The following is a 19,193-nucleotide window of genomic DNA, read 5'->3' on the forward strand; positions in this document are numbered from 1 at the left end:
TTTCGAAGCGGTGCTCCGAGTCGACGCCGAGAGGGGGGGCGGCCCGAGAGCGGGGCACCCGCAGGACGGTCCTGACGCGCGCGAGGCCCGCTCACACGGGCGAGTGAGGCCGAGATGTGCGCTGATCGTGGCGCGAGGGCAAGAGGCCCTTGGGCCGACGGCGCGCGGCATGTCGGACCCGGCCGCCAAGTGGCGCAGCGCGGATTTGCGCTTCTTAAAAATGTCTTACCTATGTCCATATTCTTGCCTGAGTTTCCCCCTGAGCCCGTTCGCTTCCGGTCGCCGCGCACGTGGGCCGGCTGCACCAGGAACGCGACATGAGGCTTTCCGCTCTCGATTCCTGGAGAACCGTATGCGCGTTGCCGTCACCGGTGGCGGTGGATTCCTCGGGTCGCATCTCTGTGAGGCCCTGCTGAGGCGTGGGGACTCCGTAGTGTGTCTGGACAACTTCTCGACAGGCGAGCCCGGGAACATCGCACACCTGCTCCCCGATCCGGCCTTCGAATTCATTCGTGCAGATGTCAGCGTCTCCGCAGAGGTCCCCGGCCGCGTCGACGCCGTCGCCCACCTGGCGAGCCCGGCGTCGCCTCCCGACTACCTGCGCCAGCCGCTGGAAACGCTGGCAGTCGGCAGCAGGGGGACGGAGAACGCCCTCCGGCTGGCGCTGCGCCACCATGCCCGGTTCATCCTCGCGTCGACGAGCGAGGTCTACGGGGACCCGCTGGTCCACCCGCAGGACGAGGACTACTGGGGCAACGTCAATTCCGTCGGACCTCGCAGCGTGTACGACGAGGCGAAACGATTTGCCGAAGCGATCTCGGTCGCGTACCGCCGCACCCACGGAATGAATGTCGGTATCGCGCGGATCTTCAACACCTACGGTCCGCGCATGCGCCCGCACGACGGACGGGTGGTCTCCAGCTTCATCACCCAGGCCCTCACCGGCGAGCCCCTGACCATTTACGGCGACGGAAAGCAGACCAGGAGCTTCTGCTACGTCGACGATCTCGTCCGCGGTCTCATCGCCCTGCTCGACTCCTCCGAGGCCGGACCCTTCAACCTCGGGAATCCGGTCGAGCGAACGGTCACCGAGCTCGCCGAAATGGTGCTGGAACTCACCGGCTCGCTGTCGGAGATCCAGTACCACCCGCTCCCCGTCGACGACCCGACCCGCAGGCGCCCGGTCATCACCCGGGCGCGCGACGCACTCGGCTGGTCGCCCGAGGTGGACATCGAGGAGGGGCTGCGCAGGACCAGCGCCTGGTTCGCCTCCCGTCCCGCCGACCTCTCGGCCGGGGCCGCCGCGATCCGCGGCGGCCAGGAGGACGGGATGCCGCCCCCGAGGAAGTACGTCGGCGCCGTGTCCGTCACGGCGGAATCCGTCCCCGCGCAGGCCTGAACGACCCGGATCCTCCCCCTCCGGCGGGGAGCGGCGTGACCGCACGCCCTCCCCGCGGTCCCTTCCCGACAAGGCGGCCGTGAGGCTCTCGCGGCGCCACACCGAGATCATCCCGGAGCGCGCTCACATGACCCCGACCCAGCCAGGGCTCGTACGCGATGCCGCGACCGACGGGCGCATCCCCGGCCCGTCCGGAGAGCAGGCCACACTCAAGGACCAGATCCGCGAGCTCTCCCGGGGTCGGGTCGCCGAGATTCCTCCCGACGGGCCCGTCTTCGCCGAGCCGCGCCGTGCCCTGGAAACCCGCCCCACGAGCTTCGTCCGCCAGTTCGGGACGGCCGACCGGGTCAAGGTGGCGGCGCTCACCCTGGGGTGGGTGGGATGCCTCGTCTGGTTCTGGGTCTGGTGGCTGAGTCCCGAGCACCGGATCGGCTGGGTGGGCCTGGCCGTCAACAGCGCGCTGCTGCTCTACCTGGCGCTGCTGCCCGTGCACTTCCTGGTCGCGGTCGTCCGCCTGCGCCGTTTCGACTCGCAGATCGAAGTCCCGCTGGTGCGTGCGGCGTTCGTCGTCACTCGCGCCCCGTCCGAGCACTGGGACATCGCCCGCACCACGCTGGAGGCGATGCTCCACCAGGACTATCCCCACCCCTACGACGTATGGCTGTGCGACGAGGACCCCGCCGGCGACGTCCTGGACTGGTGCGAAGCGAACGGCGTACGTGTCTCCTGCCGCCGGGACCGACCGGACTACCACCGGCCGACATGGCCCCGCCGCACCCGCTGCAAGGAGGGCAACCTCGCCTTCTTCTACGACCACTGGGGCTACCGGGACTACGACGTCGTCGCCCAGCTGGACTGCGACCACGTGCCGAGCCGCACGTACCTGGCCGAGATGGTGCGTCCGTTCTCCGATCCCGCGATCGGCTACGTGGCTGCCCCGAGCGTGTGCGACGCCAACGCCGAAGTCTCCTGGTCCGCCCGGGGCCGACTGCACCGGGAAGCCGTCTTCCACGGGGCCGTTCAGCTGGGCCACTCGGCTGGCCTCGCACCCCTGTGCATCGGCTCCCACTACGCGGTGCGTACGGAGGCGGTCCGGGACATCGGCGGCATCGGGCCCGAACTCGCCGAGGACTTCTCGACCACGTTCCTGATGAACTCGGCCGGCTGGCAGGGATCGTTCGCCATCGATGCCCATGCGCGCGGCGACGGCCCCGTCACCTTCGCCGCCATGGCCACCCAGGAGTTCCAGTGGTCCCGCAGCCTCGCGGTGATGCTCTTCGGGATGCTGCCGCGCCACCTGGGCCGTATGCGGGGCTGGCTGCGCCTGCGGTTCGCCTTCGCCCTCTCCTACTACCCGTTGCTCGCCGCGACCACGACGATGGGGCTGGCGCTGCCTCCGGTGGCGGCCGTCACCGGTCTGCCGTGGATCAACGTGAACTACTTCTCGTTCCTCGGCCACTTCTGGGCGATGTCCGTATGGCTGATCCTCCTGACCGCGCTCGTGCGCCGACGCGGACTGCTCCGCCCGGCCAAGGCCCCGGTCCTGAGCTGGGAGAGCTGGCTCTTCGGGCTCGCCCGCTGGCCCTTCGTCGCCTGGGGGGTGGGCGCGGCCCTGGTGCAGAAGCTGCGCCCCCGGCCGGTGGTCTTCAAGGTGACCCCCAAGTCGACCGACGGGCTCGAGCCCCTGCCTCTGCGGCTCGTGGCGCCCTACCTGATCATCACCACCGCCCTGTCCTGCGCGGCCGTGACCGGCGAGCTCACCGGTCCCGCCGCGGGATATGTCTTCCTGTGCATCCTCGGCTCGCTCTCGTACGCGCTGGTCACCCTCACCGTCGCCGGGCTGCACGTCGTGGAGATGGCCCGGGCCGCGGGAGTGCCGAAGCACAAGGCCGTGGTGACGGCCCGCCTGCCGCTGCTGGCCGGAGCGCTGACGCTGCTGCCGCTCGCCCTGGCCATCGGCCTGTTCCCGGTCTACGCGGCAGGCATCTTCGGCTGGTGACACCGGCGCACCGGCTCTCCACCCCCACTTCACCCCCCCAGACGATCACGGAGAAGGGATCCCACTCGCATGCCCACGACGGTCCTGGTCACCGGCGGTGCCGGCTTCATCGGCAGCCACACCTGCGTCGAACTGCTCCAGCACGGCTACGAGGTGGTCGTCGTCGACGACCATTCGAACAGCTCACCGGAGTCCCTGGAGCGCGTCGCGAAGATCGCGGGACGCCCGATCGCCGCCGTTCACCGGGCCGATCTGCGGGACCGGCGCGCGCTGGACGCCCTATTCGCCTCGCACCCGATCGACGCGGTGATCCACTTCGCCGCGAAGAAGGCGGTGGGCGAGTCCGTGGAGATCCCGATCGCCTACTACGACATCAACGTCGGGGGTACGACCGCCCTGCTGTCGGTCATGCACGCGCACGGAGTGCACCGGCTGGTGTTCTCCTCGTCCTGCTCGATCTACGGGGACGCCACCAAGGTGCCCCTCACGGAAGGGGATCCGGCGGCCCCGACCAATCCGTACGCCTCGACGAAGTGGCTCTGCGAGCAAGTGCTGGCCGACACCTGCCGCCGCCTGCCCGAACTCAGCGTGCTGGCCCTGCGGTACTTCAACCCCGTCGGCGCCCACCCGTCCGGACTGCTGGGCGAAGACCCCCGCGGAGTGCCCAACAACATCATGCCGTACCTGGCACAGGTCGCCGTCGGCCGCCGCGAACGGCTCAGCGTCTTCGGCGACGACTATCCCACCCCCGACGGGACCGGCATCCGTGACTACATCCACGTCATGGACGTGGCCGAGGGCCACCGGCGCGCCCTCGAACACCTCGGGGACGAGAACGGAATGCGCGTCTTCAACCTCGGTACCGGGGTGGGGTCCTCCGTCCTCGACCTCGTCGCCGCCTTCGAGAGGGCCTGCGGCAGGCCGATCCCCTACGAGGTGACCGGGCGCCGCCCGGGCGACGTGACCGAGCTCGTCGCCGATCCCACCGCGGTGGCAGAGGCATGGGGCTGGGCCGCGACCCGGGACCTCGCCACGATGTGCCGCGACGCGTGGCGCTTCCAGGAGCTCAACCCCTCCGGCTACACGGGCTGACGCGTCCGCGGCCGCCTCATCTCACCTCCCATTCACTGCAGTTCGTCTGACAGGAGATGCGCATGCGCCTGACCGTCATCGGTACGGGATACCTCGGAGCCGTGCACGCGGCGTGCATGGCGGACATCGGACACGAGGTCCTCGGCGTCGACGTCGATGCCGAAAAGATCAGAGCCCTCACCGAGGGCAGGCCCCCCTTCTTCGAGCCGGGACTCGACGAGGTGCTGACCCGAGCCCTCGACTCCGGGCGCCTGCGCTTCTCCACCTCCCTCAGCGAGGCGGCGGCCTTCGGTGAGGTCCACTTCGTCTGCGTCGGCACCCCGCAGCAGGCCGGCTCGGATGCCGCCGACCTGCGCCACGTAGACGCCGTCATCGACGGGCTGGTCCCCCACCTGAGCAGCCCTTGCCTGATCGTGGGCAAGTCCACCGTGCCGGTGGGCACCACACCCCGCATCGCGGCCCGGCTGAGGGGGCTCGCCCCCGAGGGCGTCGACGTGGAGGTCGCCTGGAACCCGGAGTTCCTGCGCGAGGGGTTCGCGGTCGAGGACACGCTGCGGCCCGACCGGCTCGTGGCGGGCGTCACCTCACCGCGCGCGGACGGGATCCTGCGCGAGGTGTACGCCCCCATGCTCGACGCCGGCATCCCGTACATCAGCACCGACCCCGCCACCGCAGAGCTGGTCAAGGTCGCGGCGAACTCCTTCCTCGCGACCAAGATCTCGTTCATCAACGCGATGGCGGAGGTCTGCGACGCGGCCGGTGCCGATGTGAGCACCCTCGCCGACGCGCTCGGACACGACACCCGCATCGGGCGCCGCTTCCTCAACGCCGGCCTCGGGTTCGGCGGCGGCTGCCTGCCCAAGGACATCCGGGCGTTCACCGCGCGGGCCCGGGAACTCGGCGTCGGGGAGGCGGTGAGCTTCCTGCGCCAGGTCGACGACATCAACCTGCGCCAGCGGCTGCGGACCGTCGCCATCGCCCGCGACCTGGTGGGCGGTGCGTTCTCCGGACACCGCATCGCGGTCCTGGGCGCCACCTTCAAGCCGAACAGCGACGACGTCCGTGATTCGCCGGCGCTCGCCGTCGCGGCGGCCGTCCACCGCGAGGGCGGTGAGGTACGGGTCCACGACCCCGAGGGCATCTACAACGCCCACCTGGCCCACCCCGAGCTGCGCTACGAGGACGACGTGCTGACCGCGTGCCGGGGGGCCGATGTCGTGCTGCACCTGACCGAGTGGAGCCAGTACCGGGAGGCCGACCCGGTGAAGCTGGCACGCGTGGTGTGCGCACCGCGCCTGGTCGATGCCCGCAACAACCTCGACGCGGGTCTGTGGCGCTCCGCCGGCTGGACCGTCCGGACACTGGGCCGGCCCGGCCCCGCCACCGTGCCCGCACCCCAGCGGGGCGGCGGCGCCCTGGGTCACTCCTCGGCGCGTGGCTGCGCGGCACCTGCGGAGGGCGCTGTGCTCAGTCGTGCCCCGAAGTAGTCGACCTGGCCCGGGTTGACGCCGACCGACTGCAGCGTGACGGCGCCGTCCAGCTGGTCGGCGCACTGGGAGACGAGAGGGGTGGCCCCGGCCGCATCGGTGACCGGGGCCACCGCGCCCGCGAGGCACGGGTCGGCGGTGCTGCCCGTCAGGACGGTACCGAGCAGTTCCTGTCCGGCCCGCTTCCGCCAGGCATCCAGGTCGGAGTACCGGGTCTTGCCCCACTGCACCTTCCAGTCGCCGGTGCTGAAGTAGTCGTTGCCCTGCAGACGAACCAGGCCCTGGGTGTAGTTGGTGTCCGAATCCACTACGGGAGCACCGTTGGTGACGAAGATGTTGTTGCGGACGGCTACTTCGCTCATTCCGTTCCGCAGTCGCAGGGCCGGAGGCCGGTCGGCGCCGCTCGACCGCAGGATCACGGTGTTGTGGTAGATCTCCAGATTCCGCAGGAGGTCGCCGAAGGCCACGATGCCGCCGTACCAGGACAGCTTCCTGGCGTCGTCCCAGCTGTAGTTGAACCGCACGACGTTGTCCTTGTGTGCGTTGCTCGGCTCGCCTGAATACACCAGGAAGCCCGCGCCGTCGTTGCCGTAGGACAGGTTGTACTGGAGCACCGAGGACGAGACGTTGTTGTCCAGACCGAAACCCCCGCCGTCGACGCGGGACCCGGTGCGGTTGCGGTAGGCCTTGTTGTTCTGGATGATCACGCGGGTCGAGTCGTACGTCCAGATTCCCTCGGGCCCCTCCTTGGCCCGGGCCGAGGACTTCGCACCGTTGTCGTACGAGAGCGACTGCTGAACGGTGGAGCCCCGAACGCTGCCGAGGACGATGCCGCTGCCCGTGTTGCGGTCGTCCGCCGTCGGGTCTCCGGGATTGCCGTACGCCTTGACCCGCGTGATCGTGAGCTTCTCGTGCGCGTAGCGGGGATCCTTGGCCTTGAACTGCGGCCCGTAGGTGACCAGTCCGGCGTCCTGATTGTGGTGCACTGCCGAGTCGCTGATCCGGATGTCGCCGAACCCCGAGGACTTGGGGCCCGCGCCGAGGCGGATTCCGTTCTGGAACCGGGACACGTCGACGCCGGTGATCCGCACGTGGTTCAGGCGCTTTCCGCCGGGGAGGTCGTTGAAGAAGCTGATGCCGTCCGCGCTGCCCTGAGCCTTGGCGTCGCCGACGATCGCCAGATTGCGGATCTCCACGCCGGCGGTGTTGTAGACGGCGATGCCGGCCGAGCCGCGCGGCGCGATGGTGGCCCGGCCAGTGCCGTACGAATCGATCACGACGGGTTTCGGCGCGCTGCCCGCGTCACCCGCGCCGATGGTCAGCCCACCTGGGAAGCGCGCGCCGCCTTTGAGCCGGAGACGGTCTCCCGGCCGGAACGGCACCTGGTCGGCCCTGCCGAGGGTGCGCCAGGCGGTCGCCTCGGACAGCCCGTCGCGATCGTCATCGCCGTCCGGGCTCACGTAGAAGGTGAGGGGCCCCTCGGCGGGAGGCCGCGGCGGCGTGTAGGGCTTGAGCACACCGCATCCGGAGAGAAGGGTGATCGCGCCCACGGTCACACCCGCGACGAACTTCGCCCCAGCACGACGACCCCACCCGACGGTCCGACGGTCGCGCATCATCCCGGTGTCCCCATTCCGTCGGCTCTCGCAGCTCGCGTAACAAGGTGCCAGAAGCCGCAGGTGCGTTACGTCCGTGACATGGCGATAGCTCCCTATCTTTAAACGGAAGCCTGAATAGCCTTGATTATCCGATTTTGCGCACGCCGGGCACCTGTTGCGGAGAGGTCTGGACAACACGCAAGACCCGGGTCGTTGACCTGGACTTTGTCGTGGAGCGGATGACGGGAACCGAACCCGCGCCCATACGGCTCCCCTACCAGTGACCTGGGATTCCGCCATTGTCGGCAACCGATGCCCAGCGGGCTGTGCTGGAGGGCTGGGTGCGTCGTCGCACAACGGCCCAAGCCTAGCTCTGGCTCAGCGGGCGCGGATCGTGCTGGAGGGCGCGGACGGCGCACTCGATCATGGAGGTGTCGCGTCCGCGCCTGGCCGGCGAGACCGTCAGCGACTCCATGAACCCGGTCGACTGCACGACCGGAAGCACGGCGGAATGCGGCAACGGGTTGCGGCCATTTGTGCGGAAGTGGCTCGCGCGCTTGCGGCCAGAAGAGCACAGGGCTCTGAGAAGGTTGACGTGGGCTGGGGAAAGACGGCGACCGCGTACCGCCTTCATTGACCGGGAGAGAATTATGACCATCAAGGACATCGGGCCGGAACCTCAAAGCTTCGACCTTGAGAAGGCGACACTCGACAACACGAACTATCGCGCGGTCGCCTGGTCCGGGAAGTACCTTCAGTTGACCCTCATGTCGATCCCGGTGGGTGAGGACATCGGCTTGGAGGCGCACCCGGAGACCGACCAGTTCCTACGACTCGACGCAGGCCGGGGCCGCGTCCAGATGGGCCGCACGAAGGATCGACTCGACTTCGACCGGGAGGTCGAGGACGGCTGGGCAATCTTCGTGCCCGCCGGCACTTGGCACAACGTCACCAACATCGGTGACGAGAACCTGCAGCTCTACGCCGTCTACGCGCCGGTCCACCACGCGTCGGGCAAGATCCATGCAACAGCCGCCGACGCGGAGCGCGACGAGGACTCAGGCAACGACGAGCCGGCGTACTGGTCGGTCCAGCCTGCCCAGCAGCCATCGGACGAGCACGCCTGACCAGCGAGGGCTTGTCGCGACAGTCGGCCCCGAGGCGAGCCGAAAGCACCAGTGCGACCGCCGCCGTCCACAGGATCGCCCCCCCGCTCGTGGCTCCGGCCGGAGCGGCCCGGGGGAGGTGACGAAAAGGGGTGGTGAGGGTGGCCGTCAGTGACCACTCGGCGTCCAACCTGACGCCCCGTTACGGCACTTATGGCACGCGAATGGCACGCGAGGCTCGATAGGTCTAGACAACAAACAAGCCCCAGGTCGCTGACCTGGGGCTTTGTCGTGGAGCGGATGACGGGAATCGAACCCGCGCTATAAGCTTGGGAAGCTCATGTTCTACCATTAAACTACATCCGCGCAGAGGGTCAGTTTCCTGCATCCCTACCGTTGCACACTCTACCCCATGATCGACCCCCGGCGTATTTGCCGCGGGGTCGCCGTTGTCTGTCGTGTGCACGGGAGCGTGTGGGGACGGGAGTTGGGGCGTACCGTGTCGTGCGGAGCGCGGCGGCTGGAGCGGGTGCGGATCATCCCCTAATGTGGCGATTCGTCGCAGAATGGCTCGTTGGGGAAAGGGACACGATGGAGCACACCGTCGTCCGTTGTGCCGAAGGGCACGTTTTCAGTACCGCCTCCTTCCCGCTGCAGCACCTCGGTGCCGGCCGGATCGGGCCCGGGCGGCTGCTGCGGTGTCCGCGATGCGCGCGCCTGCGGCAGGCCGTGCCCGTCGGCGGTGCGCCCAAGCGCTGAGCGCGGGGTGTGAGACGTACGGCCGGGCGCGCGGGCGTTCCCTCTCGATTGGGGGAGGCCCGCGCGCTCTGCGTATCCTCGGGACGTGCTTCTCTCTGACAAAGACATCCGGGCCGAGCTCGACAGCGGACGGGTTCGCATCGACCCGTTCGACGAGGCGATGGTGCAGCCCTCCAGCATCGATGTGCGTCTCGACCGGTTCTTCCGGGTGTTCGAGAATCACCGCTACGCCCACATCGACCCCGCGGTCGAGCAGCCGGACCTGACGCGGATGGTCGAGCCCGAAGGGGACGAGGCGTTCATCCTGCATCCCGGTGAGTTCGTCCTGGCGTCGACCTACGAGGTCATCTCGCTGCCCGACGACATCGCCTCCCGGCTGGAGGGGAAGTCCAGCCTGGGCCGTCTGGGCCTCGTGACGCACTCGACCGCCGGGTTCATCGACCCCGGCTTCTCGGGCCACGTGACCCTTGAGCTGTCGAACCTGGCCACGCTGCCGATCAAGCTCTGGCCGGGCATGAAGATCGGGCAGCTGTGCATGTTCCGGCTCAGCTCGCCCGCGGAGTTCCCGTACGGCAGCGAACGGTACGGCTCCAGGTACCAGGGGCAGCGCGGGCCGACCGCCTCGCGCTCCTTCCAGAACTTCCACCGCACCCAGGTGAGGCACGAGGCATGAGCGACGCAGTACGCGAGAACCTGACCTACGAGGGCTTCGGCGCCGCCGTGCGCGAGCTGGCGCAGACCATCGCCGACGACGGCTACGAGCCCGACATCATCCTGAGCATCGCCCGCGGCGGCGTGTTCGTCGCCGGCGGCCTGGCCTACGCCCTGGACTGCAAGAACATCCACCTGGTCAACGTGGAGTTCTACACCGGTGTCGGCACCACGCTGGAGATGCCGGTCATGCTGGCGCCCGTGCCCGAGGCGATCGACTTCACGAACAAGAAGGTCCTCATCGCCGACGACGTCGCCGACACCGGCAAGACGCTGAAGCTGGTGCACGACTTCTGCCTGGGCCACGTCGCCGAGGTGCGCTCCGCCGTCATCTACGAGAAGTCCCACTCCCTCGTGAAGTGCGAGTACGTGTGGAAGAAGACCGACGAGTGGATCAACTTCCCGTGGTCGGTCGAGCCGCCCGTCGTCAAGCGTGAGGGCCAGGTCCTCGACGCCTGATCCACCGCTGTCCGACCGGACGTGCGCGAGGGGCCCCCGGCCGTTGCCGGGGGCCCCTCGCGCGTCCGGGTGTCTGCGCACCAGCTAGATGGTGCCCAGCTTGATGATCGACAGCAGGGCGATCAGCTGGATCGCGGAGGCGCCGAGCGCCTTCGGCCAGGGCAGGTCGTGCGACTTGCTGACCAGCGAGGTGAAGAGCGCGCCCGCGGCGACCCAGGTGGCCCAGCCAAGGACCTGGACGATCATGTTGTCGCCGCCGAGGAACACGGCGAAGAGCAGGCGCGGGGCGTCCGTGATGGACATGACCAGCATCGACAGGCCCACGGTGGGCTGCCAGCTGCCGTCGCCGCCCATCTGGCGGGCCAGGGTGTGCGTGACCGCGCCCAGGAGCAGACCGCAGATGACGAAGGCCGCGCCGGCGGACAGCACGATCGGGACGGCCTTCGACAGGGTCGCGTTGATCACGTCCTTGCGGGCGTCGTCGAGGCCGAAGACCGCGAGGAGGCCGTAGAGGAAGGTCACGATCAGCGCCGGACCCCAGACGGGGTAGTCGCGCATCTGCAGGAAGGTCTGCCCCGGCCGCGTCACGATGCCGCGGAGCAGCTCCTTCCACGGCAGCCGCGGCCCGGTGGGCGCCGCCGCGGCAGCGCCGGCGTGGTAGGTCGCGCCCTGGCTGTAGGGGTCCTCGCCGACGGCGAAGACCTGCGTGTGCCCCGGGTTGTCGTTGTTGTAGTTGCCGCCGCCCCCGTGGCCGTGCGGGGGCTGCTGCGCGTGCGGGTGCTGCTGCCCGTACGGGTCGAAGTACTCCGGCTCGCCGTGGCCCCCGGCGTTCGGCTGCGGCCACTGCTGCTGCGGTGGCGGCCCGCCGACGGGAGGGTAGGGCGGCTGGCCGTACGGCGGCGGTTGCTGCTGACCGTACGACTGCTGCTGCTGCGGGGGTTGTTGGGGAGCGCGGTTGTTGTCCCGGCCGCGTCCGATCCTGAATCCAGCCACGTGATCGAACGTACCTGGTCCGGCGGGCTCCGGTGGCCGGGCAGCCGGAACAGGCACCCTTTGCGGCTGACCTGTGACATCCCTTAGGGGATCCCCGGGGGGCTGTCCCCACCTCCGGAGCGCATCGGCCCGGTGTCCGGTTTACGTAGCTGCGTGGCGTTCTGCGGGCCTTCGTTACATTGTCGATGGAATACGCACATATCGGGCCCGTAGCTTCGTCTTCGTCGACTCCACGCAGCACGAACGATCACGAACGATCACGAACGAGCCCGAGGAAGAGTCCCATCATGCGCAGCACCCGCCGAACCACCCTCCGTACCGCCGCCGTCGTCGCCGGCGCGGCCACCGTCCTGGCGCTCCCGGTCGGATCCGCCTTCGCGGACTCCCCGGCCGTGCCCGGGCCGCCCGTCGGGCCGTCGGTGGATTCCCGGGTGGCGCCCGCGCGGGCCTTCGTCACCGCCGTGAAGCTCACGGACGGCTCGATCGCCAAGGTCTACAGGGTCGGCAAGCTCGGCGAGAACCACTTCGAGGCCGACATATACGCCGCCGGCACCAAGCTGGACACCCTGGTCAGCAGGGGCAGCGCGGCGGCGTACGGGCAGAGCAACGGCCTGCACGTGGTCCTCCAGCCGAACGGCACGGTGACGTCGTGGCTGGACGGGGCGCCGAAGCCGCAGCCGAAGCCGGATGTGCGCAAGCACGGGAGGGCGGAGAGCTCGGTGCGGGTCGCCGTGCCGGACGGGCGGATCGCGAAGCTGGCCGACGGCCCGCGCGGCAAGCGAGTGGTGATCTCCATGCCGAACGGCAACGTCCTCGGCGTCATCGACCTGAAGCGTCCGAGCACGCAGAACGACGGCTGGACGTACAAGCTCGTCCACGACGGCAAGCGCGTGAAGTTCTTCGTCATCGACGGCAAGGGCGGCGGGAACAGCTGGGTCTACGACTTCGACGGCCGGCTGATCGAGAAGTACACGGTCGACGCGCCGGTCGCGGCGCGCGGCAGCGGCAGTGGCACGGCGTCGGCGGACGCCGCCGGGCTCGGCTTCGCGGTCCTGCTGGCCCACCCCGCGGCCGACGCCCGGGGCTGACCCCGCAACGCCCTGTGCCCGGCGGCTGCCGGCCCGGGTGCCCACTGGGCCTTCCGGGCCTTGGCCCCCGGCGCCTGCCGCTCCGCCTGGGGCTGCGCGTCGGCGTCGTGGGCCCGGGTGGGCACTCGGCCCCTGGCGCCGCCTCGCCGCCCCCCGTGGGTGGTGTCCGGGGGCGAAGCCGGAATGCCGGAACGGCCGGCCCCCGAGTGGGGACCGGCCGTTGCGGTGTGTGCCCTGTGCCCTGTGCCCTGTGCCTGGCGGCAGCTGGCCCGTCGCCTTCTCCGGGTCCGGCCCCGGCCTCGGGTGCGCACTCGGCCCCGGTCCGCCTCGGCCCCCGGCGGCGCCTCGCTGGAATGCCGCAACGGCCGGTCCCCGAGTGGGGACCGGCCGTTGCGGTGTGTGCGTGCTACCGAGTGCCTGGTGGCTACTTGGCGTCCTCGGCCTTCGCCTTCGGCTCGGCCGGGCCCTCCTTCTGCGCCTCGGGCTTCGCGTCGGCCTCCGGCGCCGCCTCGGCTTCCGCCTTGGCCTCGGGCTGCGCCTCGGCCTCGGCCCCCGGCGCCGCTTCAGCCTTCGCGTCAGCCTCGGTCTCGGCCTGCGGCGCTGCCTCTGCTTCGACCTCAGCCGCCGCCTCGGCCTCCGCCTCGGCCTCCGCCTTGGCCTCAGCCTCCGCCTCAGCCTCAGCCTTCGCCTTTGCCTCGGCTTCCGCCTCCGCCTCCGCCTTCGCTTCCGCTTCGGCCTTCGCCTTTGCCTCGGCTTCGGCCTTGGCCTTGGCCTCCGCTTCGGCCTTGGCCTTCGCCTCCTCGGCGGCCTTCGCCTTGGCCGCCGCTTCGGCCTCCGCCGCCGCGGCAGCCTCGGCTTCCGCCTCCGCCGCCAGGGCGGCCAGTTCCGCCTCCGTCGGGCCCGGGGCCTTGACCGACTCCAGCAGCAGCTGGGCCACGTCCACGACCTGCACGGACTCCTTCGCCTGGCCCTCGTTCTTCTTGCCGTTGACCGAGTCGGTCAGCATGACCAGGCAGAACGGGCAGGCGGTCGAGACGATGTCGGGGTTGAGGGACAGGGCCTCGTCGACGCGCTCGTTGTTGATGCGCTTGCCGATCCGCTCCTCCATCCACATCCGCGCGCCACCGGCGCCGCAGCAGAAGCCCCGCTCCTTGTGGCGGTGCATCTCCTGCTGGCGCAGACCCGGCACGGCCGACATGATCTCGCGCGGCGGCGTGTAGACCTTGTTGTGCCGGCCCAGGTAGCACGGGTCGTGGTACGTGATCAGGCCGTCGACCGGCGTCACCGGCGTCAGCCGGCCCTCGTCGATCAGGTGCTGCAGCAGCTGCGTGTGGTGGATGACCTCGTACTCGCCGCCCAGCTGCGGGTACTCGTTCGCGATGGTGTTGAAGCAGTGCGGGCAGGTCGAGACGATCCGCTTCGCCGACTTCGGCTTCTTGGTCTCCGGGTCGTCGTCGTCCTCGCCGAACGCCATGTTCAGCATGGCCACGTTCTCCTGGCCCAGCTGCTGGAACAGCGGCTCGTTGCCCAGGCGGCGCGGCGAGTCACCGGTGCACTTCTCGTCGCCGCCCATGATCGCGAACTTGACGCCCGCGATGTTCAGCAGCTCCGCGAAGGCCTTCGTGGTCTTCTTGGCCCGGTCCTCCAGCGCGCCGGCGCAGCCGACCCAGTAGAGGTAGTCGAACTCGGAGAGGTCCTCCGCGTCCTTGCCGATGATCGGGACCTCGAAGTCCACCTCCTTCGTCCACTCGACGCGCTGCTTCTTCGCCAGGCCCCAGGGGTTGCCCTTCTTCTCCAGGTTCTTGAGCATCGTGCCCGCCTCGGACGGGAACGCGGACTCGATCATCACCTGGTAGCGGCGCATGTCGACGATGTGGTCGATGTGCTCGATGTCGACCGGGCACTGCTCCACGCACGCACCGCAGGTCGTGCAGGACCACAGCACGTCCGGGTCGATGACGCCGTTCTCCTCGACCGTGCCGATCAGCGGGCGCTCGGCCTCGGCCAGCGCCGCGGCGGGGACACCGGCGAGCTGCTCCGCCGTGGCCTTCTCGTTGCCCTCCATGTCCTTGCCGCCGCCGGCCAGCAGGTACGGGGCCTTGGCGTGCGCGTGGTCGCGCAGCGACATGATGAGGAGCTTCGGGGAGAGCGGCTTGCCCGTGTTCCAGGCGGGGCACTGCGACTGGCAGCGGCCGCACTCGGTGCACGTGGAGAAGTCGAGGATGCCCTTCCAGGAGAACTGCTCGACCTGCGAGACGCCGAAGTTGTCGTCCTCGCCCGGGTCCTCGAAGTCGATCTCCTTGCCACCGCTGGTCATCGGCTGGAGCGCGCCCAGCGCGGTCGCGCCGTCGGCGTTGCGCTTGAACCAGATGTTCGGGAAGCCGAGGAAGCGGTGCCAGGCGACACCCATGTTGGTGTTCAGGGAGACCACGATCATCCAGATCAGCGAGGTGCCGATCTTGATCATCGCGGTGAAGTAGATGGCGTTCTGCAGCGCGCTCGCCGACAGCCCGTCGAAGGCCATGACCAGCGGGTACGAGATGGCGTACGCCGGCTCCCAGCCGTCCACGTGGTGGATCGCGCCCTCAAGGCCGCGCAGGCACAGGATCGCGAGGCCGATGGTGAGGATGATGTACTCGACGAAGTACGCCTGCCAGGCCTTCGAGCCGGCGAAGCGCGACTTGCGGCCGGCCCGGGAGGGCAGGCTCAGCAGACGGATCGCGATCAGGACCAGGATGCCGACGACCGTCATCAGGCCGATGAACTCGATGTAGAGCTCGAACGGCAGGAAGCCGCCCAGGACCGGAAGCGTCCAGTCGGCCTGGAAGAGCTGACCGTAGGCCTGGGCCAGGGTCGGCGGGAGCGTCAGGAAGCCGATCGCGACGAACCAGTGCGCGAAGCCGACGATGCCCCAGCGGTTCATGCGGCTGTGGCCGAGGAACTCCCGCACGAGGGTGAGCGTTCGGGCCTTCGGGTCGTCCGTGCGGCTGCCGGCCGGCACGGGCTGACCGATCTTCACGAAGCGGTAGATCTGCGCCACGGCTCGTGCGAGCAGCGCGACGCCGACCACGGTCAGGACCAGCGACACGATGATCGCGGCGAGTTGCATGGGAGGGCTCCTCGGGCGGCACTTACTAAGCGGTAACTTATGAAGTCAAGGCTTGAGGTTACCCATTCCCGACGCCGCAATGTAGCTGAGCGTGCGGTGATCTGTGTCGCTCAGGCGAGCCTTTGTCGGTAGGCCGCCAGGGGGGTCCGCGCCAGGATCGCCAGGTCCATCCCCAGCCAGTGGTTCTCCACATAATGCCGGTCGAGCAGCGCCATCTCCTCCCAGGGGAGGTCGGAGCGTGCGCTCATCTGCCACAAACCGGTCATTCCGGGGCGTACGAGGAGCCGGTCCGGGCGGTCCGTGCGGGCCTCCGGGCGCGGGCCGACGAGCGACATCTCACCGCGGACCACGTTGAGGAGCTGGGGGAGCACGTCGAGGGCGCAGCGCTCCAGGAGCGCGCCCGTCCGCCCCGCCGCGGCCGTGTGGAAGCGCCAGGTCCGCAGCGGCCGCCCGGCGAGGCCGACGGCGGCCTCCCGTGCGAAGGGGTGCCCACCGGTGGTCGCGTACAGCAGGGCGGTGACGGCCGCGAGCGGCAGGCCGAGCGTGGCGAGCAGGACCACTGCCCCGACGAGGTCGAGCACCCGCTTCGCCGGCGGCGGGGCGGGTACCCGTACCCGTGGCCGGGAGGCGGTCAGTGTGAGGGGCATGCCAGCACGCTGCCGCACGGGTGTCGCGTCCCCGGCGCGCCGCGCGGCGCGGGTCCCTCGTCCGGCCGCCCCGCCCCGGCGGCGCAACAGGGTTGCGCGTAAGTGGCAGCTAAAGGTTGAGTCGACCCGACTCAGTTCTGTTGACGCGGGCGCGGCGGTACGGCATGGTTGAGTCTGTTCCACTCAAGTCAGCTGGAGGAATCGAAATGGCACGTGCGGTCGGCATCGACCTGGGCACCACTAACTCCGTCGTCAGCGTTCTGGAAGGCGGCGAGCCCACCGTCATCACCAACGCCGAGGGCGCCAGGACCACGCCGTCCGTCGTCGCCTTCGCCAAGAACGGCGAGGTCCTCGTCGGCGAGGTGGCCAAGCGCCAGGCGGTCACGAACGTTGACCGGACCATCCGCTCCGTCAAGCGCCACATGGGCACTGACTGGAAGATCAACCTGGATGGCAAGGACTTCAACCCGCAGCAGATGAGCGCCTTCATCCTGCAGAAGCTGAAGCGCGACGCCGAGGCCTACCTGGGCGAGAAGGTCACGGACGCGGTCATCACCGTCCCGGCCTACTTCAACGACTCCGAGCGCCAGGCGACCAAGGAGGCCGGCGAGATCGCGGGCCTGAACGTCCTGCGCATCGTCAACGAGCCGACGGCCGCCGCCCTGGCCTACGGTCTCGACAAGGACGACCAGACCATCCTCGTCTTCGACCTCGGTGGCGGCACCTTCGACGTGTCGCTCCTGGAGATCGGCGACGGCGTCGTCGAGGTCAAGGCCACCAACGGTGACAACCACCTCGGTGGTGACGACTGGGACCAGCGCGTCGTCGACTACCTGGTGAAGCAGTTCGCCAACGGCCACGGCGTCGACCTGTCCAAGGACAAGATGGCGCTCCAGCGTCTGCGCGAGGCCGCCGAGAAGGCGAAGATCGAGCTGTCCTCCTCCACGGAGACCACGATCAACCTGCCGTACATCACGGCGTCCGCCGAGGGCCCGCTGCACCTGGACGAGAAGCTCACGCGCGCCCAGTTCCAGCAGCTGACCGCGGACCTGCTCGACCGCTGCAAGACCCCGTTCCACAACGTCATCAAGGACGCCGGCATCCAGCTGTCCGAGATCGACCACGTGGTCCTGGTCGGCGGCTCCACCCGCATGCCGGCCGTCGCCGAGCTCGTGAAGGAGCTGACCGGCGGTCAGGACGCCAACAAGGGCGTCAACCCGGACGAGGTCGTCGCCATCGGCGCCACCCTCCAGGCCGGTGTCCTCAAGGGTGAGGTCAAGGACGTCCTGCTCCTCGACGTGACCCCGCTGTCCCTCGGCATCGAGACCAAGGGCGGCATCATGACCAAGCTCATCGAGCGCAACACCACGATCCCGACCAAGCGGTCCGAGATCTTCACGACGGCCGAGGACAACCAGCCGTCCGTGCAGATCCAGGTCTACCAGGGCGAGCGCGAGATCGCGGCGTACAACAAGAAGCTCGGCATGTTCGAGCTGACCGGCCTGCCGCCGGCCCCGCGTGGCGTCCCGCAGATCGAGGTCTCCTTCGACATCGACGCGAACGGCATCATGCACGTCACGGCCAAGGACCTCGGCACGGGCAAGGAGCAGAAGATGACCGTCACCGGCGGCTCTTCGCTCGGCAAGGACGAGGTCGACCGCATGCGCCAGGAGGCGGAGCAGTACGCGGACGAGGACCTGCGCCGCAAGGAGGCCGCCGAGTCCCGCAACCAGGGCGAGCAGCTCGTCTACCAGACGGAGAAGTTCGTCAAGGACAACGAGGACAAGGTCCCGGCCGAGGTCAAGACCGAGGTCGAGTCCGCCGTCGCCGAGCTGAAGGAGAAGCTCAAGGGCGAGGACACCGGCGAGATCCGCAGCGCGACCGAGAAGCTCGCCGCGGTCAGCCAGAAGCTCGGCCAGGCGATCTACGCCGACGCCCAGGCCGCCCAGGGCGCCGCCGGCGGCGCCGCCGGTGACGCGGGTCAGGCCAAGGCCGACGACGACGTCGTCGACGCCGAGATCGTCGACGACGAGAAGCCGAAGGGTGGCGCTGCCTGATGTCGGAGGAGACCCCGGGCTTCGACGAGAAGCCCGAAGTCCCCGCCGACGCCGCTCAGGACGACGCCGAGCCGAAGGCCGCCGACTCCGCCGACACGGCGGAGGGGGCGGCCCCGGCCGGGGACAGCGCACAGGATGTGGCCCTGCTGGCGCAGCTGGACCAGGCCCGTACCGCGCTCGGTGAGCGCACCGCGGACCTCCAGCGGCTCCAGGCGGAGTACCAGAACTACCGCCGCCGGGTGGAGCGGGACCGGATCACCGTCAAGGAGATCGCGGTCGCGTCCCTCCTGACGGAGCTCCTGCCGACGCTCGACGACATCGGCCGGGCGCGGGAGCACGGCGAGCTGGTCGGCGGCTTCAAGTCGGTGGCCGAATCGCTGGAGACGGTCGCCGCCAAGATGGGCCTGCAGCAGTTCGGCAAGGAGGGCGAGCCCTTCGACCCGACCGTCCACGAGGCCCTGATGCACTCGTACGCGCCGGACGTCACGGAGACGACCTGCGTGGCGATCCTGCAGCCGGGGTACCGGATCGGCGAGCGTACGATCCGTCCCGCACGGGTCGCGGTGGCCGAGCCCCAGCCGGGCGCGGCCCCCAAGTCCGAGTCCGCGGAGGGCGACAAGCCGTCCGGCGAGGACGCGGATGCAGCCGACAAGGGCTGACGCAGTACACGTAGAGGCACGGGAGGAGGG

Annotated in this window: 14 protein-coding genes, 1 tRNA gene and 1 pseudogene; 10 read left to right on the forward strand and 6 right to left on the reverse strand. The window is 69.6% G+C overall.

The features are described 5' to 3' along the window. Positions 1-352 precede the first annotated feature (352 nt). From IG86_RS0101745 to IG86_RS0101760, 4 genes are all read left to right on the forward strand, one after another. Positions 353-1,399 carry a UDP-glucuronic acid decarboxylase family protein gene (locus IG86_RS0101745; RefSeq protein WP_051784911.1) on the forward strand — a complete coding sequence of 349 codons (1,047 nt, stop codon included), beginning with the start codon at positions 353-355 and terminating at the stop codon, positions 1,397-1,399. Between the two features lie 127 nt (positions 1,400-1,526). After that, positions 1,527-3,398, forward strand: coding sequence for a glycosyltransferase family 2 protein (locus IG86_RS0101750; RefSeq protein ID WP_030894152.1), 1,872 nt, complete (start codon positions 1,527-1,529; stop codon positions 3,396-3,398). 69 nt (positions 3,399-3,467) lie between these two features. Then, a complete protein-coding gene (gene galE / locus IG86_RS0101755) occupies positions 3,468-4,490 on the forward strand; it encodes a UDP-glucose 4-epimerase GalE (protein ID WP_030894154.1) in 1,023 nt (340 codons plus the stop codon). A 62-nt stretch (positions 4,491-4,552) separates the two neighbouring features. After that, the gene (locus IG86_RS0101760; RefSeq protein ID WP_167751126.1) at positions 4,553-5,977 is read left to right on the forward strand and encodes a UDP-glucose dehydrogenase family protein; all 1,425 of its coding nucleotides are present in this window, start codon (positions 4,553-4,555) and stop codon (positions 5,975-5,977) included. Here IG86_RS0101760 and IG86_RS0101765 read toward each other — a convergent pair. After that, positions 5,911-7,527, reverse strand: a complete 1,617-nt coding sequence (locus tag IG86_RS0101765) for a right-handed parallel beta-helix repeat-containing protein (RefSeq protein WP_244305757.1) — start codon at positions 7,525-7,527, stop codon at positions 5,911-5,913. The two genes, IG86_RS0101760 and IG86_RS0101765, sit on opposite strands and share 67 nt — an antisense overlap. A gap of 415 nt (positions 7,528-7,942) precedes the next feature. Next, a complete protein-coding gene (locus tag IG86_RS43465; RefSeq protein ID WP_167751127.1) occupies positions 7,943-8,080 on the reverse strand; it encodes a hypothetical protein in 138 nt (45 codons plus the stop codon). A 145-nt stretch (positions 8,081-8,225) separates the two neighbouring features. Here IG86_RS43465 and IG86_RS0101775 point away from each other — a divergent pair, with 145 nt between their 5' ends. Further along, the gene (locus IG86_RS0101775) at positions 8,226-8,702 is read left to right on the forward strand and encodes a cupin domain-containing protein (RefSeq protein ID WP_030894162.1); all 477 of its coding nucleotides are present in this window, start codon (positions 8,226-8,228) and stop codon (positions 8,700-8,702) included. 271 nt (positions 8,703-8,973) lie between these two features. On the opposite strand, the gene IG86_RS0101780 is transcribed toward IG86_RS0101775, so the two are convergent. Further along, positions 8,974-9,047 (reverse strand) — tRNA-Gly (locus IG86_RS0101780). A 478-nt stretch (positions 9,048-9,525) separates the two neighbouring features. On the opposite strand from IG86_RS0101780, the gene dcd reads away from it, so the two are divergent. Continuing rightward, complete coding sequence (gene dcd / locus IG86_RS0101790) at positions 9,526-10,113, forward strand: dCTP deaminase (protein ID WP_030647898.1); 588 nt, start codon at positions 9,526-9,528, stop codon at positions 10,111-10,113. Further along, positions 10,110-10,610, forward strand: a complete 501-nt coding sequence (locus tag IG86_RS0101795; protein ID WP_030817386.1) for a phosphoribosyltransferase — start codon at positions 10,110-10,112, stop codon at positions 10,608-10,610. The genes dcd and IG86_RS0101795 overlap by 4 nt, the downstream gene beginning before the upstream one ends. An 84-nt stretch (positions 10,611-10,694) precedes the next feature. Here IG86_RS0101795 and IG86_RS0101800 read toward each other — a convergent pair whose 3' ends face one another. Further along, positions 10,695-11,603, reverse strand: coding sequence for a Yip1 family protein (locus tag IG86_RS0101800; protein WP_030817387.1), 909 nt, complete (start codon positions 11,601-11,603; stop codon positions 10,695-10,697). A gap of 287 nt (positions 11,604-11,890) precedes the next feature. On the opposite strand from IG86_RS0101800, the gene IG86_RS0101805 reads away from it, so the two are divergent. Then, positions 11,891-12,691 (forward strand): hypothetical protein, encoded by an 801-nt coding sequence (locus IG86_RS0101805; RefSeq protein ID WP_030894165.1) that lies wholly within the window; start codon positions 11,891-11,893, stop codon positions 12,689-12,691. A gap of 901 nt (positions 12,692-13,592) precedes the next feature. Here the strand turns inward: IG86_RS0101805 and IG86_RS0101810 are convergent. Then, positions 13,593-15,800 (reverse strand): annotated as a pseudogene (locus tag IG86_RS0101810) ((Fe-S)-binding protein); the annotation flags it as partial. 110 nt (positions 15,801-15,910) lie between these two features. Beyond that, positions 15,911-16,447 (reverse strand): sugar transferase, encoded by a 537-nt coding sequence (locus tag IG86_RS0101815; RefSeq protein ID WP_030894170.1) that lies wholly within the window; start codon positions 16,445-16,447, stop codon positions 15,911-15,913. A 206-nt stretch (positions 16,448-16,653) separates the two neighbouring features. Between IG86_RS0101815 and dnaK the strand changes: the two genes are divergently transcribed. After that, a complete protein-coding gene (gene dnaK, locus IG86_RS0101820; RefSeq protein ID WP_030647926.1) occupies positions 16,654-18,504 on the forward strand; it encodes a molecular chaperone DnaK in 1,851 nt (616 codons plus the stop codon). After that, positions 18,504-19,163 carry a nucleotide exchange factor GrpE gene (gene grpE, locus IG86_RS0101825; protein ID WP_030647929.1) on the forward strand — a complete coding sequence of 220 codons (660 nt, stop codon included), beginning with the start codon at positions 18,504-18,506 and terminating at the stop codon, positions 19,161-19,163. Before dnaK ends, grpE begins: the two co-directional genes overlap by 1 nt. The last annotated feature ends 30 nt before the right edge of the window (positions 19,164-19,193 follow it).

The organism is Streptomyces virginiae (assembly GCF_000720455.1).
In the GTDB taxonomy this organism is placed as follows: domain Bacteria; phylum Actinomycetota; class Actinomycetes; order Streptomycetales; family Streptomycetaceae; genus Streptomyces; species Streptomyces virginiae.